The organism is Paenarthrobacter sp. 10L420 (assembly GCF_056395385.1).
In genome coordinates this window covers 43,004-59,711 of record NZ_JBFTJK010000022.1, presented here as the reverse complement: position 1 = coordinate 59,711, position 16,708 = coordinate 43,004, and the positions used below count along the sequence as shown (strand labels likewise).

Annotated in this window: 13 protein-coding genes; 8 read left to right on the top strand and 5 right to left on the bottom strand. The window is 59.3% G+C overall.

The features are described 5' to 3' along the window. The 8 genes from AC1DD5_RS22320 to AC1DD5_RS22285 all read left to right on the top strand — a co-directional run. Nucleotides 1-279, top strand: a 279-nt coding sequence (locus AC1DD5_RS22320; RefSeq protein ID WP_477516769.1) for a GMC oxidoreductase, incomplete at its 5' end; no start/stop codon positions are given. Nucleotides 280-889: 610 nt separating this feature from the next. Next, nucleotides 890-2,290, top strand: coding sequence for an MFS transporter (locus tag AC1DD5_RS22315; protein WP_477516768.1), 1,401 nt, complete (start codon nucleotides 890-892; stop codon nucleotides 2,288-2,290). Nucleotides 2,291-2,386: 96 nt separating this feature from the next. Continuing rightward, on the top strand, nucleotides 2,387-2,851 hold the full coding sequence (locus AC1DD5_RS22310) for a CBS domain-containing protein (protein ID WP_477516767.1): 465 nt from the start codon (nucleotides 2,387-2,389) through the stop codon (nucleotides 2,849-2,851). Nucleotides 2,852-3,143: 292 nt separating this feature from the next. Continuing rightward, complete coding sequence (locus AC1DD5_RS22305) at nucleotides 3,144-4,808, top strand: carboxylesterase/lipase family protein (protein WP_477516766.1); 1,665 nt, start codon at nucleotides 3,144-3,146, stop codon at nucleotides 4,806-4,808. A gap of 319 nt (nucleotides 4,809-5,127) precedes the next feature. After that, nucleotides 5,128-6,729: an ABC transporter substrate-binding protein gene (locus AC1DD5_RS22300; RefSeq protein ID WP_477522789.1), complete on the top strand. Its 1,602-nt coding sequence runs from the start codon at nucleotides 5,128-5,130 to the stop codon at nucleotides 6,727-6,729. Nucleotides 6,730-6,784: 55 nt separating this feature from the next. Further along, nucleotides 6,785-7,792: an ABC transporter permease gene (locus AC1DD5_RS22295; RefSeq protein WP_442006367.1), complete on the top strand. Its 1,008-nt coding sequence runs from the start codon at nucleotides 6,785-6,787 to the stop codon at nucleotides 7,790-7,792. Further along, the gene (locus tag AC1DD5_RS22290; protein WP_442006368.1) at nucleotides 7,789-8,685 is read left to right on the top strand and encodes an ABC transporter permease; all 897 of its coding nucleotides are present in this window, start codon (nucleotides 7,789-7,791) and stop codon (nucleotides 8,683-8,685) included. Before AC1DD5_RS22295 ends, AC1DD5_RS22290 begins: the two co-directional genes overlap by 4 nt. Continuing rightward, nucleotides 8,682-10,511 carry a dipeptide ABC transporter ATP-binding protein gene (locus AC1DD5_RS22285; RefSeq protein WP_442006369.1) on the top strand — a complete coding sequence of 610 codons (1,830 nt, stop codon included), beginning with the start codon at nucleotides 8,682-8,684 and terminating at the stop codon, nucleotides 10,509-10,511. Before AC1DD5_RS22290 ends, AC1DD5_RS22285 begins: the two co-directional genes overlap by 4 nt. A gap of 605 nt (nucleotides 10,512-11,116) precedes the next feature. Here the strand turns inward: AC1DD5_RS22285 and AC1DD5_RS22280 are convergent. From AC1DD5_RS22280 to AC1DD5_RS22260, 5 genes are all read right to left on the bottom strand, one after another. Next, nucleotides 11,117-11,566 carry a transposase gene (locus AC1DD5_RS22280; protein WP_477522788.1) on the bottom strand — a complete coding sequence of 150 codons (450 nt, stop codon included), beginning with the start codon at nucleotides 11,564-11,566 and terminating at the stop codon, nucleotides 11,117-11,119. A gap of 1,492 nt (nucleotides 11,567-13,058) precedes the next feature. After that, on the bottom strand, nucleotides 13,059-13,421 hold the full coding sequence (locus AC1DD5_RS22275) for a hypothetical protein (RefSeq protein ID WP_442006371.1): 363 nt from the start codon (nucleotides 13,419-13,421) through the stop codon (nucleotides 13,059-13,061). A 113-nt stretch (nucleotides 13,422-13,534) separates the two neighbouring features. Further along, nucleotides 13,535-13,939 carry an acyl-CoA thioesterase gene (locus tag AC1DD5_RS22270; protein ID WP_477516764.1) on the bottom strand — a complete coding sequence of 135 codons (405 nt, stop codon included), beginning with the start codon at nucleotides 13,937-13,939 and terminating at the stop codon, nucleotides 13,535-13,537. Beyond that, nucleotides 13,936-14,841 carry a nitrilase-related carbon-nitrogen hydrolase gene (locus AC1DD5_RS22265; RefSeq protein WP_477516763.1) on the bottom strand — a complete coding sequence of 302 codons (906 nt, stop codon included), beginning with the start codon at nucleotides 14,839-14,841 and terminating at the stop codon, nucleotides 13,936-13,938. Before AC1DD5_RS22265 ends, AC1DD5_RS22270 begins: the two co-directional genes overlap by 4 nt. Nucleotides 14,842-15,138: 297 nt before the next feature. Continuing rightward, a complete protein-coding gene (locus AC1DD5_RS22260) occupies nucleotides 15,139-16,377 on the bottom strand; it encodes an NAD(P)/FAD-dependent oxidoreductase (RefSeq protein WP_477516762.1) in 1,239 nt (412 codons plus the stop codon). Between the last annotated feature and the right edge of the window lie 331 nt (nucleotides 16,378-16,708).

Below are 16,708 nucleotides of genomic sequence, written 5' to 3'. Positions count from 1 at the left end.
TCCCAGGACGCCGAGACCACCTATCACCCCTGCGGGACCTGCAAGATGGGCAACGATGACCAGTCCGTCGTCGATCCCCACAGCTTCCGGGTGCACGGCGTTGAGGGCCTTCGAGTCGTCGATGCGTCGGTGATGCCTTCCATCCCGAATGCCAACCTCTATGCGCCGGTCATGATGATCGCCGAAAAAGCAGCCGACGTCATCCTGAACAAGGACCCGCTCCCCGCTGAGCACGTCGACTTCTACCGACATGCAGCGGCGGAGGGGCTTAGCCTTTAAGACGATCATTCGGCCGGCCCGCGGGTTGCGAGTGTCCGCAGCAGTTTGCCTTTTCTCCAAGTCACTACGACGGCGGGGCGCGGCTTGGCGTGGAAGCGGCACCCCGCCGTCGTGCTGACTGCGAAAATGTCGCATGCTTCCCGGCGAAAGAAAGATCATGCAACTTTATCAAGTTGCTTGTCTATATTATATGAATGGGCGAAGTTATAGTGTATTCCTCTATTGAGAACCTGAATCCGCTACTTCACACGACGCGTCCGGAGCGGACGATGCCCCTAGACAAGAGTGGAACGTTGGACCATCCTGCCGATATTCGGCGGTCAACGATTTCCAAAGAGGCGGGCATATTGCACGCCAGCTCACACGGAATCACCTCTGCCGTCCGTGAACTTAAGCGAGGCGAGCCCGTCTCGGGGATTGGCTACAGCCTGGCCTGTCGTCCGAGCCGGATCGGGCCCACCGAGGCCGCACGCCAGCGGCTGTACAAGGAGTGTGCCGGAGGGTACGAAAGAGTGTCTGGTGTCGGGATAAGGACATCGACGCTCCAAGAGCGGGCGACTATTGAAGCAGCAGTATCTGTCCCGAAGGACACTGGCATCGGATTCGTTCGATGATTGACTCGCCTGCGCCCTCCCGCTTGGTTCCGGCGCTGATCTATGCAGCCCTTTCGACGTCGATCGTGAGTTCGCTCGGCATGTTGCTGGTGCCTGCCATATCTCGCGAGATGGATGTTTCCGTCAGCAACGCGCAGTGGATGCTCACCGTCAACCTGTTGTTTGGAGCGATCTCAACACCAATAATGGGACGTCTAAGCGATGGCCCCCATAAGAAGCGGCTTCTCCTGGTCTCCTTGACCGTCATACTTGTTGGCTCCGTTGTGGCGGCCTTGGCGCCAAACTTTACTGTATTCCTCATCGGTCGAGCCCTTCAGGGATTGACCTACGGAATAGTACCGGTGACGATCGCTCTTGCCCGCCGCTACGCTTCGGCCGACAAAGTGCAGGTTTCTATCTCGAGCCTATCTGTGACGGTGGCTACCGGCCTGGGACTTGGGTACCCCTTGACGGGAGTGATCGCGGGCCTGACGGATTTTCGTGTCGCGTTCTGGTTTGCCGTGCTTTTTGTAGTTTCCGCAATCGTAGTGGTGTTCGTTGCAGTTCCGGCAGGACCTGACACGCAAGCCGCGCGGTTACCGTTCGATTACTGCGGGGCCGCGTTGCTCAGCCTAGGTTTGGGCGGACTACTGCTCAGTGTGAGCGAGGCACCAACGTGGGGGTGGGCGTCTCCGTGGACTATGGGCAGCTTTGCTCTGGCCGCTCTCTTTCTGTTCCTTTGGGTCAGGACCGGGCTTCGACTGCGGGACCCCCTGATCAACCTACGAGTATTCCGGCACGGTGAGGTCTTGCTCGCTAATGCCACTGGAACCGGATTAGGCGCCGCACTGTACATCGGCCTCTCAATTTCAAGTCTCGTCGCACAAGCTCCCCTGTCCACCGGGTATGGCATCGCCCTTCCGGTCTTCTGGGCTGGATTCGTGATGCTGCCGCTCTCCGTGGGAAGCTTCGCGGCCAACCGGCTGGTCCGCTGGCTCTCACGACGAATAAAGCTAACAACGCTTCTGCCGATTGGCTCCGGCATTATGACCGGGGCTGGAATGTTGCTCTGGTTTGCCCACGATGAACTCTGGGAGATTCTGGCGGGGATGGTCACTTTCGGTGTCGGTATGGGGGCCAGTTACGCCGCAATGCCTGCTCTCATTGCACGAAGTGTGGCTAGGGCAGAATTGGGAAGTTCCGTGAGCTTCAACCAGGTCTTACGATCAGTTGGCGCTTCCTTCGGCACCGCCGTTTCTGGCGCTGTACTCGCGGCGAATATGGCACCTGACCTCCACGCAACCGGGGACGGAATCCGGGCAACCTTCGCGATCGGTGCGCTGCTCTGCATGGCGGTGTTCATAGCGCTGCTTATCCACGCATTCGCCGGTCGTCGTCGCCATATCGGCCAGGTGTGACCGTTCATTTCATGGCTTAGCTGCGCAGGCTGGGATGTGTAGTCTGCGGTGAGGCGGGGAGCGCATACTCGACAACATATGCGGAGGGGAGAAGGCTTGGACCGTCAGCAGGGCACTCGGCCAGCTGCCAGCGGCACAGCCGGGGCGGCGATGGTGAAGTTCCCCAACACGCTACCTCGGACCTCGACCGTTGGCGAAGTTCGTTCCCTCTTCGCTGACGAACACGTGCAGCTGGCCTTAGTGGTCGCGGCAGACGGACAGCTTTTGACCACCATCGAACGCTCTGACATTGCGGCGGAAGCGCCCGACGAAGCGCCCGCAGTACACTTGGGAAGGCTTGAGGATAGGACAGCCTCGGAGTGGTGGCCGATCAGTCGGACGACCGCGTGGCTCAAGTCCTTAGGCCGACGCCGGCTCGCCGTTGTCGACGCCGATGGGCATCTGAGGGGCCTCCTCTGCCTCAAACGAAGCGGAACAGGATACTGCTCAGACGCAGGCGTCCTTGCCCGGCAGCGGGAACAGGCCGAAGCGCGCGTTGGAGAGTATCCGAGCTGCACCTGAGTCTGCCGTACATTCTCCACTTTCCACGCTGTCGCTCCTTCTCATATATTCCTCTCAACTCTCCCTGAAGAAATCGGAAGCCATTTAGCCAGGCAGCTCCCGGAGGAATCCCTCTGCCTGGTCGGGACCCTAAGTAGGGCCACGCCCCCACTGTCGGGATAAGAGCGGCAACTCGCTCATGCGTATGTGCCGAGCGAAAGCTTCCTAACGTTCGAATTTTCTCGAAATCTGCCGCATTTGACTCCTGTGACCGGGAATTAACTGCGGCCAAAGTACAGGAGCCTGCACCACCATGAGGACTGACAACTACGCGGGAACGGGCGAAAGCAACAGTATCGCCGTGGTGCAACCTCTTGAGCCGGGCTTTGCCGCCGGAACCTCGACAGGCTACCGGACAGTCGAGACGGAACCAGGCAGACTGCGCGGCTTGGTCGCCGATGGGCTGGCCGTGTTCAAGGGCATCCACTATGGTGCATCGACGGCGGGGCCCAATCGCTTCCTGCCGCCTCGGCCAGTCACGCCCTGGGCGGGGGTGCGGGACGCGCTCGAGCTAGGTCCTCAATGTCCCCAGATCAACCCGGACTTTCCTGACTGGGTGGACCCCAGCGTTGAAAACGAGGACTGCCTCGTTCTCAACGTCTGGGCGCCGGACCACGCGACCATGTCCTCGAAGCTGCCCGTCATGGTCTGGCTGCACGGCGGGGCCTTCATCTGGGGTTCGGCGGGGGCGCCATTCTACGACGGGGGCAGCATGGCGCGCCGCGGCGACGTCATCGCCGTCGGCGTCAACCACCGGCTAAACGCATTCGGATACACGTATCTCGGTGAGTCTGCCGACGAGCGGTTCGCTACCTCGGGAAATGTCGGCCAGCTCGATCTCGTTGCCGCGCTGCATTGGGTGAGGGAGAACATCTCGTCCTTCGGCGGCGATCCGGACAACGTCACAATCTTCGGCCAGTCCGGGGGAGGCGCCAAGGTCATGACTCTGATGGCGATGGAAGAGGCCAAAGGCCTCTTCCACAAGGCCATCGTGATGAGCGGCTCCCTGCTCAGTTCCAACACCGCTGAGGATGCCTCCGCCGTGACGGCAGGCCTCTACAGGGAACTAGGCATCCGCGAGGGTGACCTTGAAGCCCTGCAGGCGGCCCCGGCGAGGGCGATAGTGCGCTACGTAGAGAAGGTGACTGACCCGCCTTTGACCCCGGACGGGTTGACGGCCTCCTTGAAATACGGCCCGGTAATCGACGGCAGAATCCTGAGGGGTAACTCTTGGGCAGATGGTGCTCCGGAGTCTGCCCGCCACATCCCGATGATGATCGGTACCGATCTGCACGAGACGGTGGGTTTTGCCGGCTTCGTCCCACGGGAGCTGGAGATACCGCCCGCCGACGATCTCGAGTTCGCGCGGAGACTGGCGCTGTACGCCATCGTCAGCAACGTCAAGGTTGAGGAGCTCGTCCCCCTGATTGCTGAATACCGGCGGGCCATGCCGTCGCTGCCGCAGACGGAGCTTTTGCTGCGGATCACGACCGACATCGGTTTTTGGAACAGTGCAGTTCGGCAAAGCTCTGCCAAGGCCGAACAGGGAGGGGCCCCGGTCTTCGCGTATGAATGCCAATGGAGGACTCCGTGTTTCGACGGCAGGTGGTCTCCGCACGGCGTCGAGCTTCCGTTCGTCTTCAACCGTCAGGACTACGGTGTGGCCTGGGACGGCGAGGACTCCAACGAGGCACGCATCGCCGCGGACCCGAATGGCGACAGGTTCCATGTAGGCAACAAAATGTTCGATGCCTGGATGAACTTCGCCAGGACGGGCAACCCCTCAACGGACAGCCTGGACTGGCCGGCCTACAACACGACCTCGCGCCCCACTATGGTGTTCGATGCGCACACCCGAGTGGTCAGCGACCTTCGCGGGGACCTCCGGCCGCACATCATTGCGCTCACGATCTGGTGAGGGCACCGCAAGCGCGGGTTACCCGCCCCGTCGCTGTCCTAAAGCAGCCACGTGGGGGCGTCGACGTCCCTCACGGCGCTTTGGGACCTCCCTTCGTCGATGGGGCTTCCGCACGCCTGGCCTAAAAGGACGCAACCTCTCTGTCCAAACAACTTGACAAGGGCAGGCCGCCGCCGCTCGATGTGTCGGGCTTGTGGGATCCACCAACGGCGATCTCCCTTTTATGAAAATCAACAATTAACGGTGATCTTTTTCACAGATAAGTTCTTTATCAATCGTCATCGGTCTGTCCGATGCACCGAACATGGAGGCGTACCACATGGATCACAGCAGTCACGAGTCGTCCGCAGCAAGGCCCGTCAATCCGTTCAAACTGGAGGCTTCCCGGCGGCAGGTGCTCGCGGTCGGCGGCATCAGCCTCGGCGCACTATTGCTGGCTGCTTGCACCAGCTCGCCCGGCACCGGTTCTGAACAGTCCGGCGGAACGCCTCAGAAGGGCGGTACCCTGCGCCTCTCGATCAGTGACGGTAGCAGTTCGGACACCCTGGACCCTGGCACCGCCCTCACGGGAAATGCGTCCACGGTCTTAAAAGTGGTTTATGACATGCTTGTGGTGACCGACCCCAATTTTGTGGCGCAGCCAGCTCTGGCGACCGCGTGGGAAGTAAACTCCGGTGCCACACAGTGGACAATCCACCTTCGGGAAGGCGTTAAATGGCATGACGGAAGTGACTTCACGTCAAAGGACGTCGTTTACACGATAGGCCGCTGGCTCGATCCAAAGACAGGGAGTTCGATGAACGCATTCCTGTCGCCTTACCTCGACATGGGCGAGGTTTCGGCACCGGACGCCTCGACGGTTGTGCTCAAGCTTAAGAAGCCCAACAGTGTCCTGATGCAGACTATGGGCAATTCTCTTAGTCAAATAGTCAAGGACGGAACCACTGATTTCAGCGGTACCAACGTCGTAGGCACGGGGCCGTTCAAGTTGACGGCGTGGAGCCCGGGCACAAGCTGGAAGGCTGTCCGAAACGACGCATACTGGGGTGGCGCGGCGTACCTGGATGGGATCGAGGCAACGATTACGCCGGATCAGGGCGCCAAGTTGCAGGCAGCGCTGTCAGGAGCGGCAGATCTCACCGACCTGATTCCGATCTCCTTGTGGGCCGGGATTCAAGGCCGCAATGACCTGGTACTCGAAACGATCAAGAACCGGCAACAATGGATCTTTGCATTCGATCAGCGCGTCGCGCCGTTCAACGACCAGCGGGTGCTCGATGCCATCAAGCTGGCAACCGATCGCGACAAGATGGTCGAAACCGCGCTGCAAGGCCACGGTGCGGCAGCAGCAGACGTGTTCACCGCCCCCGACTCTTCGTGGTATCCGGCAGGCCTCAAGCCCGAGTACGCACCCGATAAGGCGAAGTCCTTGCTGGCCGAGGCCGGTTTCCCGAATGGCCTCGACATCAAGTTGAGTGTCACCGATTCTGTGCCTGGGATGTTGGACGCTGCTCAAGCATGGCAGCAGGCCGTAAAGAGCGCGGGGATCAACGTAACACTGGACCAGTTCTCGCCGGACACGTACTGGTCCAAGGGATATATGGTCACTCCTGCTTTTATGTCTTACTGTCCCCAGGTCTTCCCCGTGTCCCGGTTTGACGCCTCCTACCGGAAGGACGCGGCTTGGCCCTATAGCCACTTCTCGGATCCAGTTCTGGACAAGATCGTTGACGAGCTTTACGCCACAACAGATCAGAGCCGGCAGATCGAACTGACTCAGCAGGCTTACCTTCAAGCCCGGAAGACCTACGGCATTCTCCTTCCTGTCTGGGCGGACGCTGCTTATGCGCGGTCTTCCAAAGTCAACGGACTCTTCATCACCATTGACACAGTGGACTTCAGGAAGACGTGGTTGGCCTGAAAGCCCGGGGACGGGCAGACACGATCGATGACTCGCAACTGAGAAGGGTAATGACATGACCATCGTGGCAGCGGAACCGGTAGCCGACCCGGTGGTAGCTGGCGGCAGGAGCATGACTCGCGTTTTGGCGTTGAGCCGTCAGCTTCTGATGTCGGTTCTGACGCTCTTGCTGATTTCGTTCATAGCGTTCGTAGCAATGAACCGTTCAGGTGAGCAAATCGCACGCAACGCCCTCGGGATCAACGTCACCGACGAGCAGTTGCAATCGTTCATAACGGTGCAAGGACTGGATCGTCCGTTGCTGGTTCGATACTTCGACTGGCTCGGTCACTATATCCAGGGTGATTGGGGAACAACTCTGATCTCAAAAGTACCGATCAAGCCGCTGGTACTTCCTGCTTTCGCCCATACGGCAGAGCTCGCTTTGGCATCTCTGGCCTGGTCCCTTCCCGTTGCCATCCTCCTGGGAGTGTTCATGGCTCGAAAAGGAGGGTTCTTTGATCGAGTTGCATTCGTGGTGATGACAGTGCTGGCCGCGCTCCCGGAGTTCGTCATCGGATTGGGCGTAATGATCCTGTTGGCCGTTCAGGTTCGCTGGCTGCCCGTTGGTTCGTCTGCCGCCGCGGGGGAGGTCACTGCTGCCTGGTTCCTGGCATTCGTCCTCCCCGCGTTGACTTTGGGACTGAGTGTTGTGCCTTACGTTTCACGAATAGCACGTGCGTCCGTTTCGGAGGCATTGAACGCACCGTTCACAAGGAACGCCGTTTTGCGGGGGTTGCCCAGACGACTAGTCGTATGGCGTCACGCCACCCGGTCTGCTGCCGTCCCGCTCGTGCACGCTGTCGCGCTCGTCATGACTTACCTTCTGGGAGGAGCCATCATCGTTGAGAACGTATTCGGTTTCCCAGGGCTGGGGCGTCTTTTGATTCAGGCCATCACCCAGGGTGACACCAACTCCGCTCTATCGATAACCGTGCTACTGGGGGCGGTATTTATCGCGCTTAGTTTCATCGCGGATATCTTCGTCACGTATCTCAACCCACGATTGAAGGCAGCCCGATGAGCGTTGATTCCATACCTCAAGCCACAGCTGTTCATCGCAGACCAGTACGTAAGTTTCGTCCTCTGAGACCCATTACCCACACCTGGTCGGGTCGCTTCGGACTGGTTATTGTCAGCGCCGTCCTGCTAGTGCTCATTCTCGGTCCGGCATTGGCTCCACATGCGTACGATCAGCTTGCTGTCGGGCGCCCGCTCTCGCCGCCCAGCAGTGGTCTGCCGTTCGGAACGGACCACTTGGGGCGGGACGTTTTCAGCAGATTCCTACTGGGCGGCCAGATGGTGTTGCTGATTCCCTTGGCGGCCGTTGCACTGGCGACTATCACCGGGGGTTTGTTGGGGATGGTTGCTGCATATGCCGGGGGAGTGTTCGATAAGGTGGTTGCCCGAGTCTTCGACATTCTCCTGACTCTCCCGCCACTGCTCATTGCCCTCTCGGTTATAGCTGGATTCGGCTCGTCGGCGACAGTCCTGTTGATTACAGTGGCTGTAGTCTTTGTACCGCCCATCGGACGGGTCGCCCGGGGTGCAACGCTCGCAGTTGTCACGGCCGATTATGTCCAAGCCGCTCGGGCACGCGGCGAGCATGCTGTTTCCATTGTCGTGCGGGAGATCGCCCCGAACATCGTCGGACCGCTCGTCTCGGATCTTGCCCTCAGGATCACCTACGGGGTGCTCTTCGTCGCAGCCCTCAATTTCCTTGGCCTTGGAGCGACGCCCCCCTCCCCGGACTGGGCCCTTTCTATCGCGACCAGCTTGGGCTACGTGCAGGTTCAGCCCTGGGCGGCTCTCGCACCGGTAGTCGGCATCGCCGCTCTGTCGGTTGGCCTCAACCTGATCGCAGATGCGATCATCTCCTATGTCAACAAAGACACTACTAAGGACTTCATGCTATGAGTACCTCCGTCGCACTGGAAGTGCGAGGCCTCTCAGTGGGGTACGGCCTGCGGAACGGCGTCCTGAAAGAGGTCGTGAGCGACGTCGATTTCGTGCTGGAGCGAGGAAAGATCCTCGGAATGGCGGGCGAATCCGGCTGCGGCAAGAGCACGACGGCGTTGGCGGCGATCGGTTATCGGCCAGGCGCCATGCAAGTGCCCGCTGGCCAGTCAAAGCTCGGCGACATTGATCTGCTGAACATCCCCCTTGCACAACTTCGACGCATATGGGGGAGCAAGGTAGTTTACATGCCCCAAGCATCGTCGAATGGATTGACTCCGGCCTTGACTATTGGGCGTCAGATGGCCGAGCCCCTGAAGATCCACCTCGGACTAACCGGACAAGCCAACCATGACAGGCAAGTGGAACTTTTGAAGGAGGTCGGCGTTCCTAATCCGGAGGCCGCGCTTCGACGTTATCCGCATCAGTTCAGTGGTGGTCAGCAACAGCGGATCAATCTGGCGATTGCTATCTCATGCAATCCCGAGGTGTTGATCCTCGACGAGCCGACGACTGGGTTGGACGTTACGACCCAAGCAAGGATCGTCAAACTTCTGCGACGCGTAGTGGAGGAACACCAGACCGCTGCCTTGTTCGTGAGCCATGACCTGCCTCTCCTCGCGGAGATCTCCGACCGAATCGCAATCATGTATGCGGGCCAAGTCATCGAGTCCGGTCCAGCGGGTGAATTGATGTCACGTCCGGAGCATCCCTACACCAGGGCGCTGCTGGCGGCTGTTCCGGATGCAACCGGCACTCGCGCATTATCAGGGATCCCCGGGGCACCGCCTCCAGGGGTTGTAGCTGGGGCCTGTCCCTTCGCACCACGATGCCAGTTCAGTATCAAGAGCTGCTCGGAATCCAACCCCAAGCTGTTGCCGCTGCGACCAACCCACAACGTTCGGTGCCTCCGGGCCGGCAATTACGAAACCCTTTCGATCAGTGACCGACCTGGAGTCCTGGGAACAGTCGAGGATTCAGCCTCGCTGCTTTCTGTTGATGATGTCTGGTGCGAGTACGGCTCGCGTGGTCATGCGATCCCGGTCGTCAAGGGAGTCACATTCAGCGTCGCTCCAGGCGAGACGCTCGCCTTTGTCGGTGAATCAGGCAGCGGAAAATCAACTCTGCTGCGTGCCATTGCAGGACTGCACCCACGCAGCAGCGGAGAAATTCAGTTTGATGGCGCCACTCTGGCCCCAGACGTGGGAAAGAGGTCACGCTCCGCGCGGCGCGACGTGCAAATAGTCTTCCAAAACCCCGACATGTCCCTGAACCCGCGGCACGACGTAATGAGCCTCGTTACCAGACCACTGCAACTCTTTGCACCCGAGCTATCCAAGGCCGACCGTGAAGAACGAGCACGTAAAATCCTGGCCGACGTAAACCTTCCCGAATCAATGGTCCATCGATACCCAAGTGAGCTCTCTGGCGGGCAGAAGCAACGCATAGCCATCGCGCGGGCATTCGTGACGAATCCACGGCTTATTCTTGCCGACGAAATCACCTCAGCACTTGATGTGTCCGTGCAGGCTGCAATACTCGATCTCCTGTCCGGACTGTCTGCTGAGTACGGCACATCTGTAGTATTCGTCACCCATGACCTCGCGGTAGTACGCGCAATAGCCCATCGCGCGCTCGTTTTGCAGAAGGGCGTTGTCAGGGAGATCGGTCCGGTCACCCAATTATTCGATTCACCGGCGGACGACTACACGCGTGAACTCGTTGGGGCCATCCCGATGTTCAGGCCACAAACGTATGGAGTCGACGCTACGAGCTCACTTACCTGAAAAAGACGCACAGTACGGCTTCGATCCTGAGGTTGAAAGCTGTACTGTGCGAGTTCAAGGGATCGTTCTCATCACGGCTCACCCTTGACGTGAAACCTGCCGTACATGCCACTTCCCTGTCGCCGGAATCGGCGAATGTAGTTTAGGATGCGGCCGTCGGCCGACCGGGAGGATTTCGCTACCTGGTGCCGGATCACCGAACTAAATGCGGTGGTTGCTGTCGTCGAGTAGCGGTTGGCACCTGAGTTCCTTTAGAACTGCTCTGTATAGGACTGTTACGCCGGTTTGCTCGGCGGATATAAACCTGGATGGGGCCTGGATCGAGCCGGCCAAACTTATTATCGAGGGCGCTGGCGCTGGTAGCGGCATCACTCAGGCGTCGCGTTCAGGAGGCTGATATGTAGTTCCGGTTGTCAAGAGGCATGGATGAACGGCTCCTGGCTTTTGTGCCGGGGGCCGTTCATCTTGTGCCGGCCGGTCGTGGTGACTTGTGGTGCCGAGTCTTTCTCGACTGCAGTGTCAGGCTGACATTCGCGGTTGGTTGCGGCATGACGATGTGTTCGGCTGGAGCGTATCGGAGTCTAGAATCGAGCGCCGTCGACGGTTTAGCCCGTCTGCTCATTGGTCGTTGGCCGCCCCGCTCCAGCAAGGAGAACGCATGAACGCGGCCTGACCCCGAACGTGCCTCCGGGACGTGGTGCGACTGCGATGGCAGCAGCGGAGCCAACTCGAGAGCCAGGCTTGCGGTGGAGTCTGTGGTTTCCTTCCAGGGCGCGGATGCGGGTGGCCGGGTCGACGAGATCGAGCTGGCGCATCAGTCGTTGCCCGGGCCGGGCGTAGGGGCGGCGGTGTTGCCACTCCGCTTCGATGAGGAGTTTGCGGGCATAGGTGTTCCCGGCCTTGGTGATCGGGCCCTGGTGCCGGGATTGACCGGAGGACTCCTCGCTGGGCACCAGCCCGAGGTAGGAACCGATGGACGAACCGCTGAATCGGGTCCAGTCCCCGATCTCCACGGCCAGCCCGACGCCGTGGTCATCTGGATGCCCCGCAGGCACATCACCGCCTCGAGCACCGGGGAGTAGCGGCTGGCCGCGGCGTGTTTGTCGATCCGTGATAGATGCGCGACGAGTAGTTCGGGCTGTTCAACGTCGGCCTCGTAGGTGAACTGCAGGGCCGGTTCCTCAAAGCGCTGGCGGTGCAGCCACTCGCGATGTTCCTTCGTCCACCAGGTGTCCTTGGGGTAGCGGATGCCGTGGCGCAGCAGGATGGCGTTGACGTGTTGGCGGGCGTGTGCGAGGTCCCTGGCCATACCGGACCGCAGCCGGGCATCGCCCATGGTCAGTAATTAAGGACTTTACTCTGGGCGACGCTGGGGATGATCAGTTCGACGGCTTGCCTTTCCATCACGGTGCCGGGCCTGCTCGCCGGGTGCCGCGAAGATCACATCAATCGGGTTCACCGGGACCTTTCCACAGTTGCTCCTGGAACACCGCATCTCGCCGGATAGGCCCCCGCCCGCAGGCCGGTGGACCCGGCCTTCTTATTGAATTACTCCAGGACCATGGACTGGGTCGTGAGCCCTGTTCCCGGCAGTCGGTTCATCGCCCGGATGCCCATCTGGCGCTCCGGGGCCCATGTACTAGAACACTCATTAACCGCCACAGGTTACGAAAAACGTAACTGGAGGCGCCGGCATCATCGACCCACCCGAGACGGGTTTGGACCCTCCGAACTAGGACGCAAGCCCGCCGGCCAGTGACGGCCTCCCGGGAATGGGTCAAAGAACAGCTCCGGGCTTCACCTGGCGAGAAGGGGGCGTCGGTGTTGACCAAGGGATGATGAGGGCCAGAGAGACTTGGGCAGTCGACATGTCGCAGCGACAAGTAGCGCCACGAGCGATTCCGGTCCGGGATTGGCAACACCGCCGGAGTTCGCTGGCTTCCCACGCAGCAGTGTACTTATGGCCCCAGCAAGATTCCCCTCCGCGCGCACAGATCCCGGTCAGGTGTACTCTTGCGGGACGTCCGCTGCCGATCCTTTGATCTCCGAGGATCCCACAGCAAGTGGATCGTTCAGAGCCGGAAGACTAAGTCGAGTGGTCTCGTGGGAGTCGGGTCGGCGCGCGATGCGTCTGGGTCCCCCGCGAGACTGCCCATAGCAAGCTTATTCAAAATACGGGTATCAGCAAGGCATAGGAGGCACTGCACCATTTGGACGAAATCAACATTTTCAGATTGTGATTTCCCCGTTCGTATCAGTCGCCTCCCTAAGCGTCCACCGACGGCAAAAGGGGTTGCTGAAGGAACATCTGGTAACCGTCAGCTGCATGGAAGAGGCGACGTTCCCCAACCCATGAAGTAACCCAGATAATAGTCCGGTCGAAACTCAACGCGTCTACCGTTCCGGAGAAACGGTGATTCCCATTTTCGAGAACTACGTTATGCCCTTCTTCGACCAGATCCCAGGGGGTGGTTGACGGTGGCGCCCAAGCCTTTTGAGAGCCTCCGAGACCTTCATCATATGTTGCTTCCATAGCTGGGATTCGCCCTAAGCGACTTCGTCGCGCCAGTGGACTGGGCTGATGGAAAGCAAGAGGCGGGTACCCGGGGTTGCGCTGTACTGGACAGTGGTTCCTTTAGGAAGAACAAGCAGTTCATCGGCGTCACCAATCAGGTCTTCCTTGTGGTCGCCGTTGATTATGATCAGGCGAGCCTGACCGTCAATCACGTAAATTGTTTCTTCATACTGAACCGTCCACGGGTCACTGAAGCCCTCCTCCTGAAAGGTCATAATGTATGTTCCAAGCTGCCTGAGCTTGCTTCCGGCCGTTCGATGTTCGATTTTTGCCGGACCAAAGTCGTTAACGTTGCTCGGATCAAAAGTGGGTTTGTGGGTCAAAGCGTTTGTCATGAGGGCTCCATGTTCTGTAGTTCGTGATTCGGTGGCCAGCAAGGCGTACTTCGACGATTTGCTGGCCGAGCTTGAGAGGGAGAGTAACTGGGACTTGGGGCAGGGTTGTTGGATCAGCCCTGCAGGGCGCCATCGAGTGCCATCGCGACGGCTTCCGGAAGTGGTCGGGAACGGGCCTGAGTTGGGTCGACGTTAACGTAAACGAGTTCGACGTTCGCCAGCTCCTTTCCACCACGAGCAATCGAAACGTCAATCTTGAAGCTGGAATTCCCGACGTTTCGGCACTTGACGTCAACGTCGAGAAGGTCGTCGAAGTAAGCGGGGGATTTGAAGGAAAGAACTGCACTGACAACCGAGGGATCCGTCCCTTCAGCGACCAGCTTCGGGTAGGGCCAACCAATACTGCGGAAGAACTCCGTCATGGCGACGTCGGCGATTTCGAGATAGCGGCTGTTGAAGAGAAACCCCTGAGAGTCCACCTCGTGGTTCCTCACGCGATGCTGGTACAGCGGCATCATGCGCCCATTTCTGCCTGCAGCTTGGCGTACAGATCCAGCCTCCGCAGTGCCAGGCCGGGTGCTTCGGGTTTTGCACGTGAGGCAACCAACAGGTCGTGGTCCAAATCGGCGATCAGTACTTCTTCGTCGGCTGACGCAGTGGTGGCCAGGATCCCGTCGTTGACTCCCACTGTTTTGTCCACGGGCCCGGCGACTAGGGCCTTACCAACTGCGAACATCGGGGAATCGGTAGGAATGCCGCTTGTACCGAACAGTGGTGACATCACCACGTACAGTTGGTTCTCGATAGCACGCGCCTGACAGCCGGTACGCACCCGGTGGACGCCCCGCCGGTTCCACGTGAGCGAAGGGCAAAGGATCAGGTCAACGCCTTTATGGACCAGATAACGTGAGAGCTCAGGGAACTGGATGTCCGCGCAGATCAGCAGGCCGACCGTAAACGGCCCAATTTTTGTGACCAGGAGTTCATCGCCGCCCCGGGCGCCTAGAGCATGCTCCTGTGGTGTGAGGTGGATCTTGTCTTGGGACTCGATCCGACCATCCGGGTGGGCGATGAACGCTGTATTGCGCAGCGATCCATCTTCGGCGACCCGGTTGTGACTTCCACCAGCAACCACGATGTTGTAATCCTGGGCCATCCTGCGCATGCCCTCAACGAGGTCATCCGTGAACTCCGGCAGGAACTTCCAGTAGTCCGATGTGATTGTGGCGGTCGTAACTTCGTGATCTGTGACTGCTCCGAGGAGCCCCGTGCTTGCGAGCTCTGGGAAAAGCACGAGTTCGGCCTTTTGTTCCGCCGCGCGCTTTACCAGCCCCTCCACATGATCCAGATACTGCTGGAGAGTCCTCTCCGGCCGGAGTTCGAACTGAATGGTGGCTACCTTTAGTGACGCCTTGGTCATAGGAATCTCCTGTCTGAGAAGTCGGCCGTCGCTGGTCGGCGATTCTTCCTTTATGTTCTTCCCGCGGTTGCGGACGAGCTGGTCGGCAGGTCGTAGAAAGAATATTCAGGTGGGGCATGGCGTTGTTGTCACAATCCATGTGCCGGGCGACTCATGCAATAGACGCTAACGGAGCGTCGAGGGGCTGAATACTAGGAGGATTCTGAAAGGGTAGTCAATGATTTGGTTCTCAGGCCAAAGGGTCAGGACTACTGAGCCAGTTGCTACGGCTTTTGACTTGGAAAGAAGGCTGGAGAGCTAGTCGGCAGAGATTCTGAGCGCGGACCGGTTCATTTTCAAAGCACCAGCAAAGGTGCTGGTCTCCCCGGCGATGACCTCCGCCATCACCTGGCCGCAGATGGGCGCGCTTGCGATGCCCCACGCGTGGCCGACGTTTATATAGGCGCCGTCAGCCCGATCGACGATGGGAAGGTGGTCACTTGTTTCGCTTCCGAGACCAGCCCAAAGACCGGTAACGCCGTATTCAGCTAGGCTTGAGTATCTGTCCAAGGTGGTCGAAACCATTGCGTTTGTAGCATTGATGCTGATGTGGGGATTGAGAGAACCCCGTCCGTCAAGACTGTTTCCGATGAATATTGACCCTCCGCGGTTTTGGGCGATCGAGTCGTCATAGTCAACGAACGAGGACCCTGAAGTCCCGCCGGGGCTCGTTCCCGCGCTGGAACTGTTCGGGCCGGCAAAAACCGCGGCTTCATAAGTTGGAAGGTCAGTGAGCGCCCCGCATCCGTACACACCCCGGGGTCCATGCATTATGGCGTTCAAGCGCGTGTCTATGGGCTGAGTCAGCATCTGACCCACTCTTGCAGTGCTGATTGGGACGTCGATCCCCTCGGCCCGGAGGTTGGTTGACCAGGCACCCGTTGCCCACACCACGCCCGATGCATGGATCTCGCCCCGGACCGTGCGGACCCCTGTTACGGTTTCGCCGTTTCGCAGGGTTGAAAGGACAGACGTATTTTCAAAAGTTCGGATACCTGCCCGCACACAGGCGCTGGCCAGAGCGTTGACGAACTGCACACCATCTATTTGGGCATCATCGGCGCAAAAGACGGCGCCGAGCGCACTTTCCGGAAGGATGGAGGAGTGCTTCTGAGCCTCTTCCCGGCTGATCATGGTTGCGTCCAAGCCGGCTGCCCGCCGGTTGGCAGCATAATCTTCAAGAACCCGGCCCTGTGCGTCGTTTTCGAAGAAAAAGAGGCCGCCTTGATTGCGATAGTCGAACACATCGCCAAGTTCGCTCAAGTAGTCCTGGTACTTTTCCTTGCCGGCTTTAGCGAGAGAGAGTTCGTCCCCTGTACGCCGCGTCTGCAGCCATAGGGAACCTGCGTTTCGTCCGGAAGCACCGTAGGCAGGAAACCGCTGTTCTACGACGACGACGTCGAATCCCCGCTTGCGCAGCTCCCAAGCGGTGCAAAGCCCCACAATTCCTGCTCCTATGACGACAATGTCACCTGTCGCAAGTGTGTCAGCGCTCATGGCAAGGTACCTTCTTCCTCGGGCTGTCCTGTGGCCCTCTTCGTTAGTCTTCCAGATAGACGAATCCGATAGCAGGGTGAGAAGTCCTTGACGCTTGAATTTCCAGAGGTCAAGCCCATGCAACATGACCTATACGCCAGAGAACGCAAGCAGGCCCCATATGCCCAGCCGTATGGTGTTCGAGTCTCTACCTGCGACGTTAGGAGCCCACCAGCACAGGTGTAATTGTTTCTTGTCCAACGTTCGTCGAATAGCGTTAGAATTCTCACAGGGGGACGGCTAAATTTCTGGTCTAGTCTGGGCGAAAGCGGTAGGCGAGGCCAACCGCCCG

Excerpts from the sequence above, each read along its gene's own strand:
- AC1DD5_RS22285 (WP_442006369.1), top strand. The coding sequence starts at position 8,682 with ATGAGTACCTCCGTCGCACTGGAAGTGCGAGGCCTCTCAGTGGGGTAC.
- AC1DD5_RS22265 (WP_477516763.1), bottom strand. The coding sequence starts at position 14,841 with ATGACCAAGGCGTCACTAAAGGTAGCCACCATTCAGTTCGAACTCCGG.
- AC1DD5_RS22260 (WP_477516762.1), bottom strand. The coding sequence starts at position 16,377 with ATGAGCGCTGACACACTTGCGACAGGTGACATTGTCGTCATAGGAGCA.
- AC1DD5_RS22295 (WP_442006367.1), top strand. The coding sequence starts at position 6,785 with ATGACCATCGTGGCAGCGGAACCGGTAGCCGACCCGGTGGTAGCTGGC.
- AC1DD5_RS22300 (WP_477522789.1), top strand. The coding sequence starts at position 5,128 with ATGGATCACAGCAGTCACGAGTCGTCCGCAGCAAGGCCCGTCAATCCG.
- AC1DD5_RS22275 (WP_442006371.1), bottom strand. The coding sequence starts at position 13,421 with ATGACAAACGCTTTGACCCACAAACCCACTTTTGATCCGAGCAACGTT.
- AC1DD5_RS22305 (WP_477516766.1), top strand. The coding sequence starts at position 3,144 with ATGAGGACTGACAACTACGCGGGAACGGGCGAAAGCAACAGTATCGCC.
- AC1DD5_RS22315 (WP_477516768.1), top strand. The coding sequence starts at position 890 with ATGATTGACTCGCCTGCGCCCTCCCGCTTGGTTCCGGCGCTGATCTAT.
- AC1DD5_RS22270 (WP_477516764.1), bottom strand. The coding sequence starts at position 13,939 with ATGATGCCGCTGTACCAGCATCGCGTGAGGAACCACGAGGTGGACTCT.
- AC1DD5_RS22290 (WP_442006368.1), top strand. The coding sequence starts at position 7,789 with ATGAGCGTTGATTCCATACCTCAAGCCACAGCTGTTCATCGCAGACCA.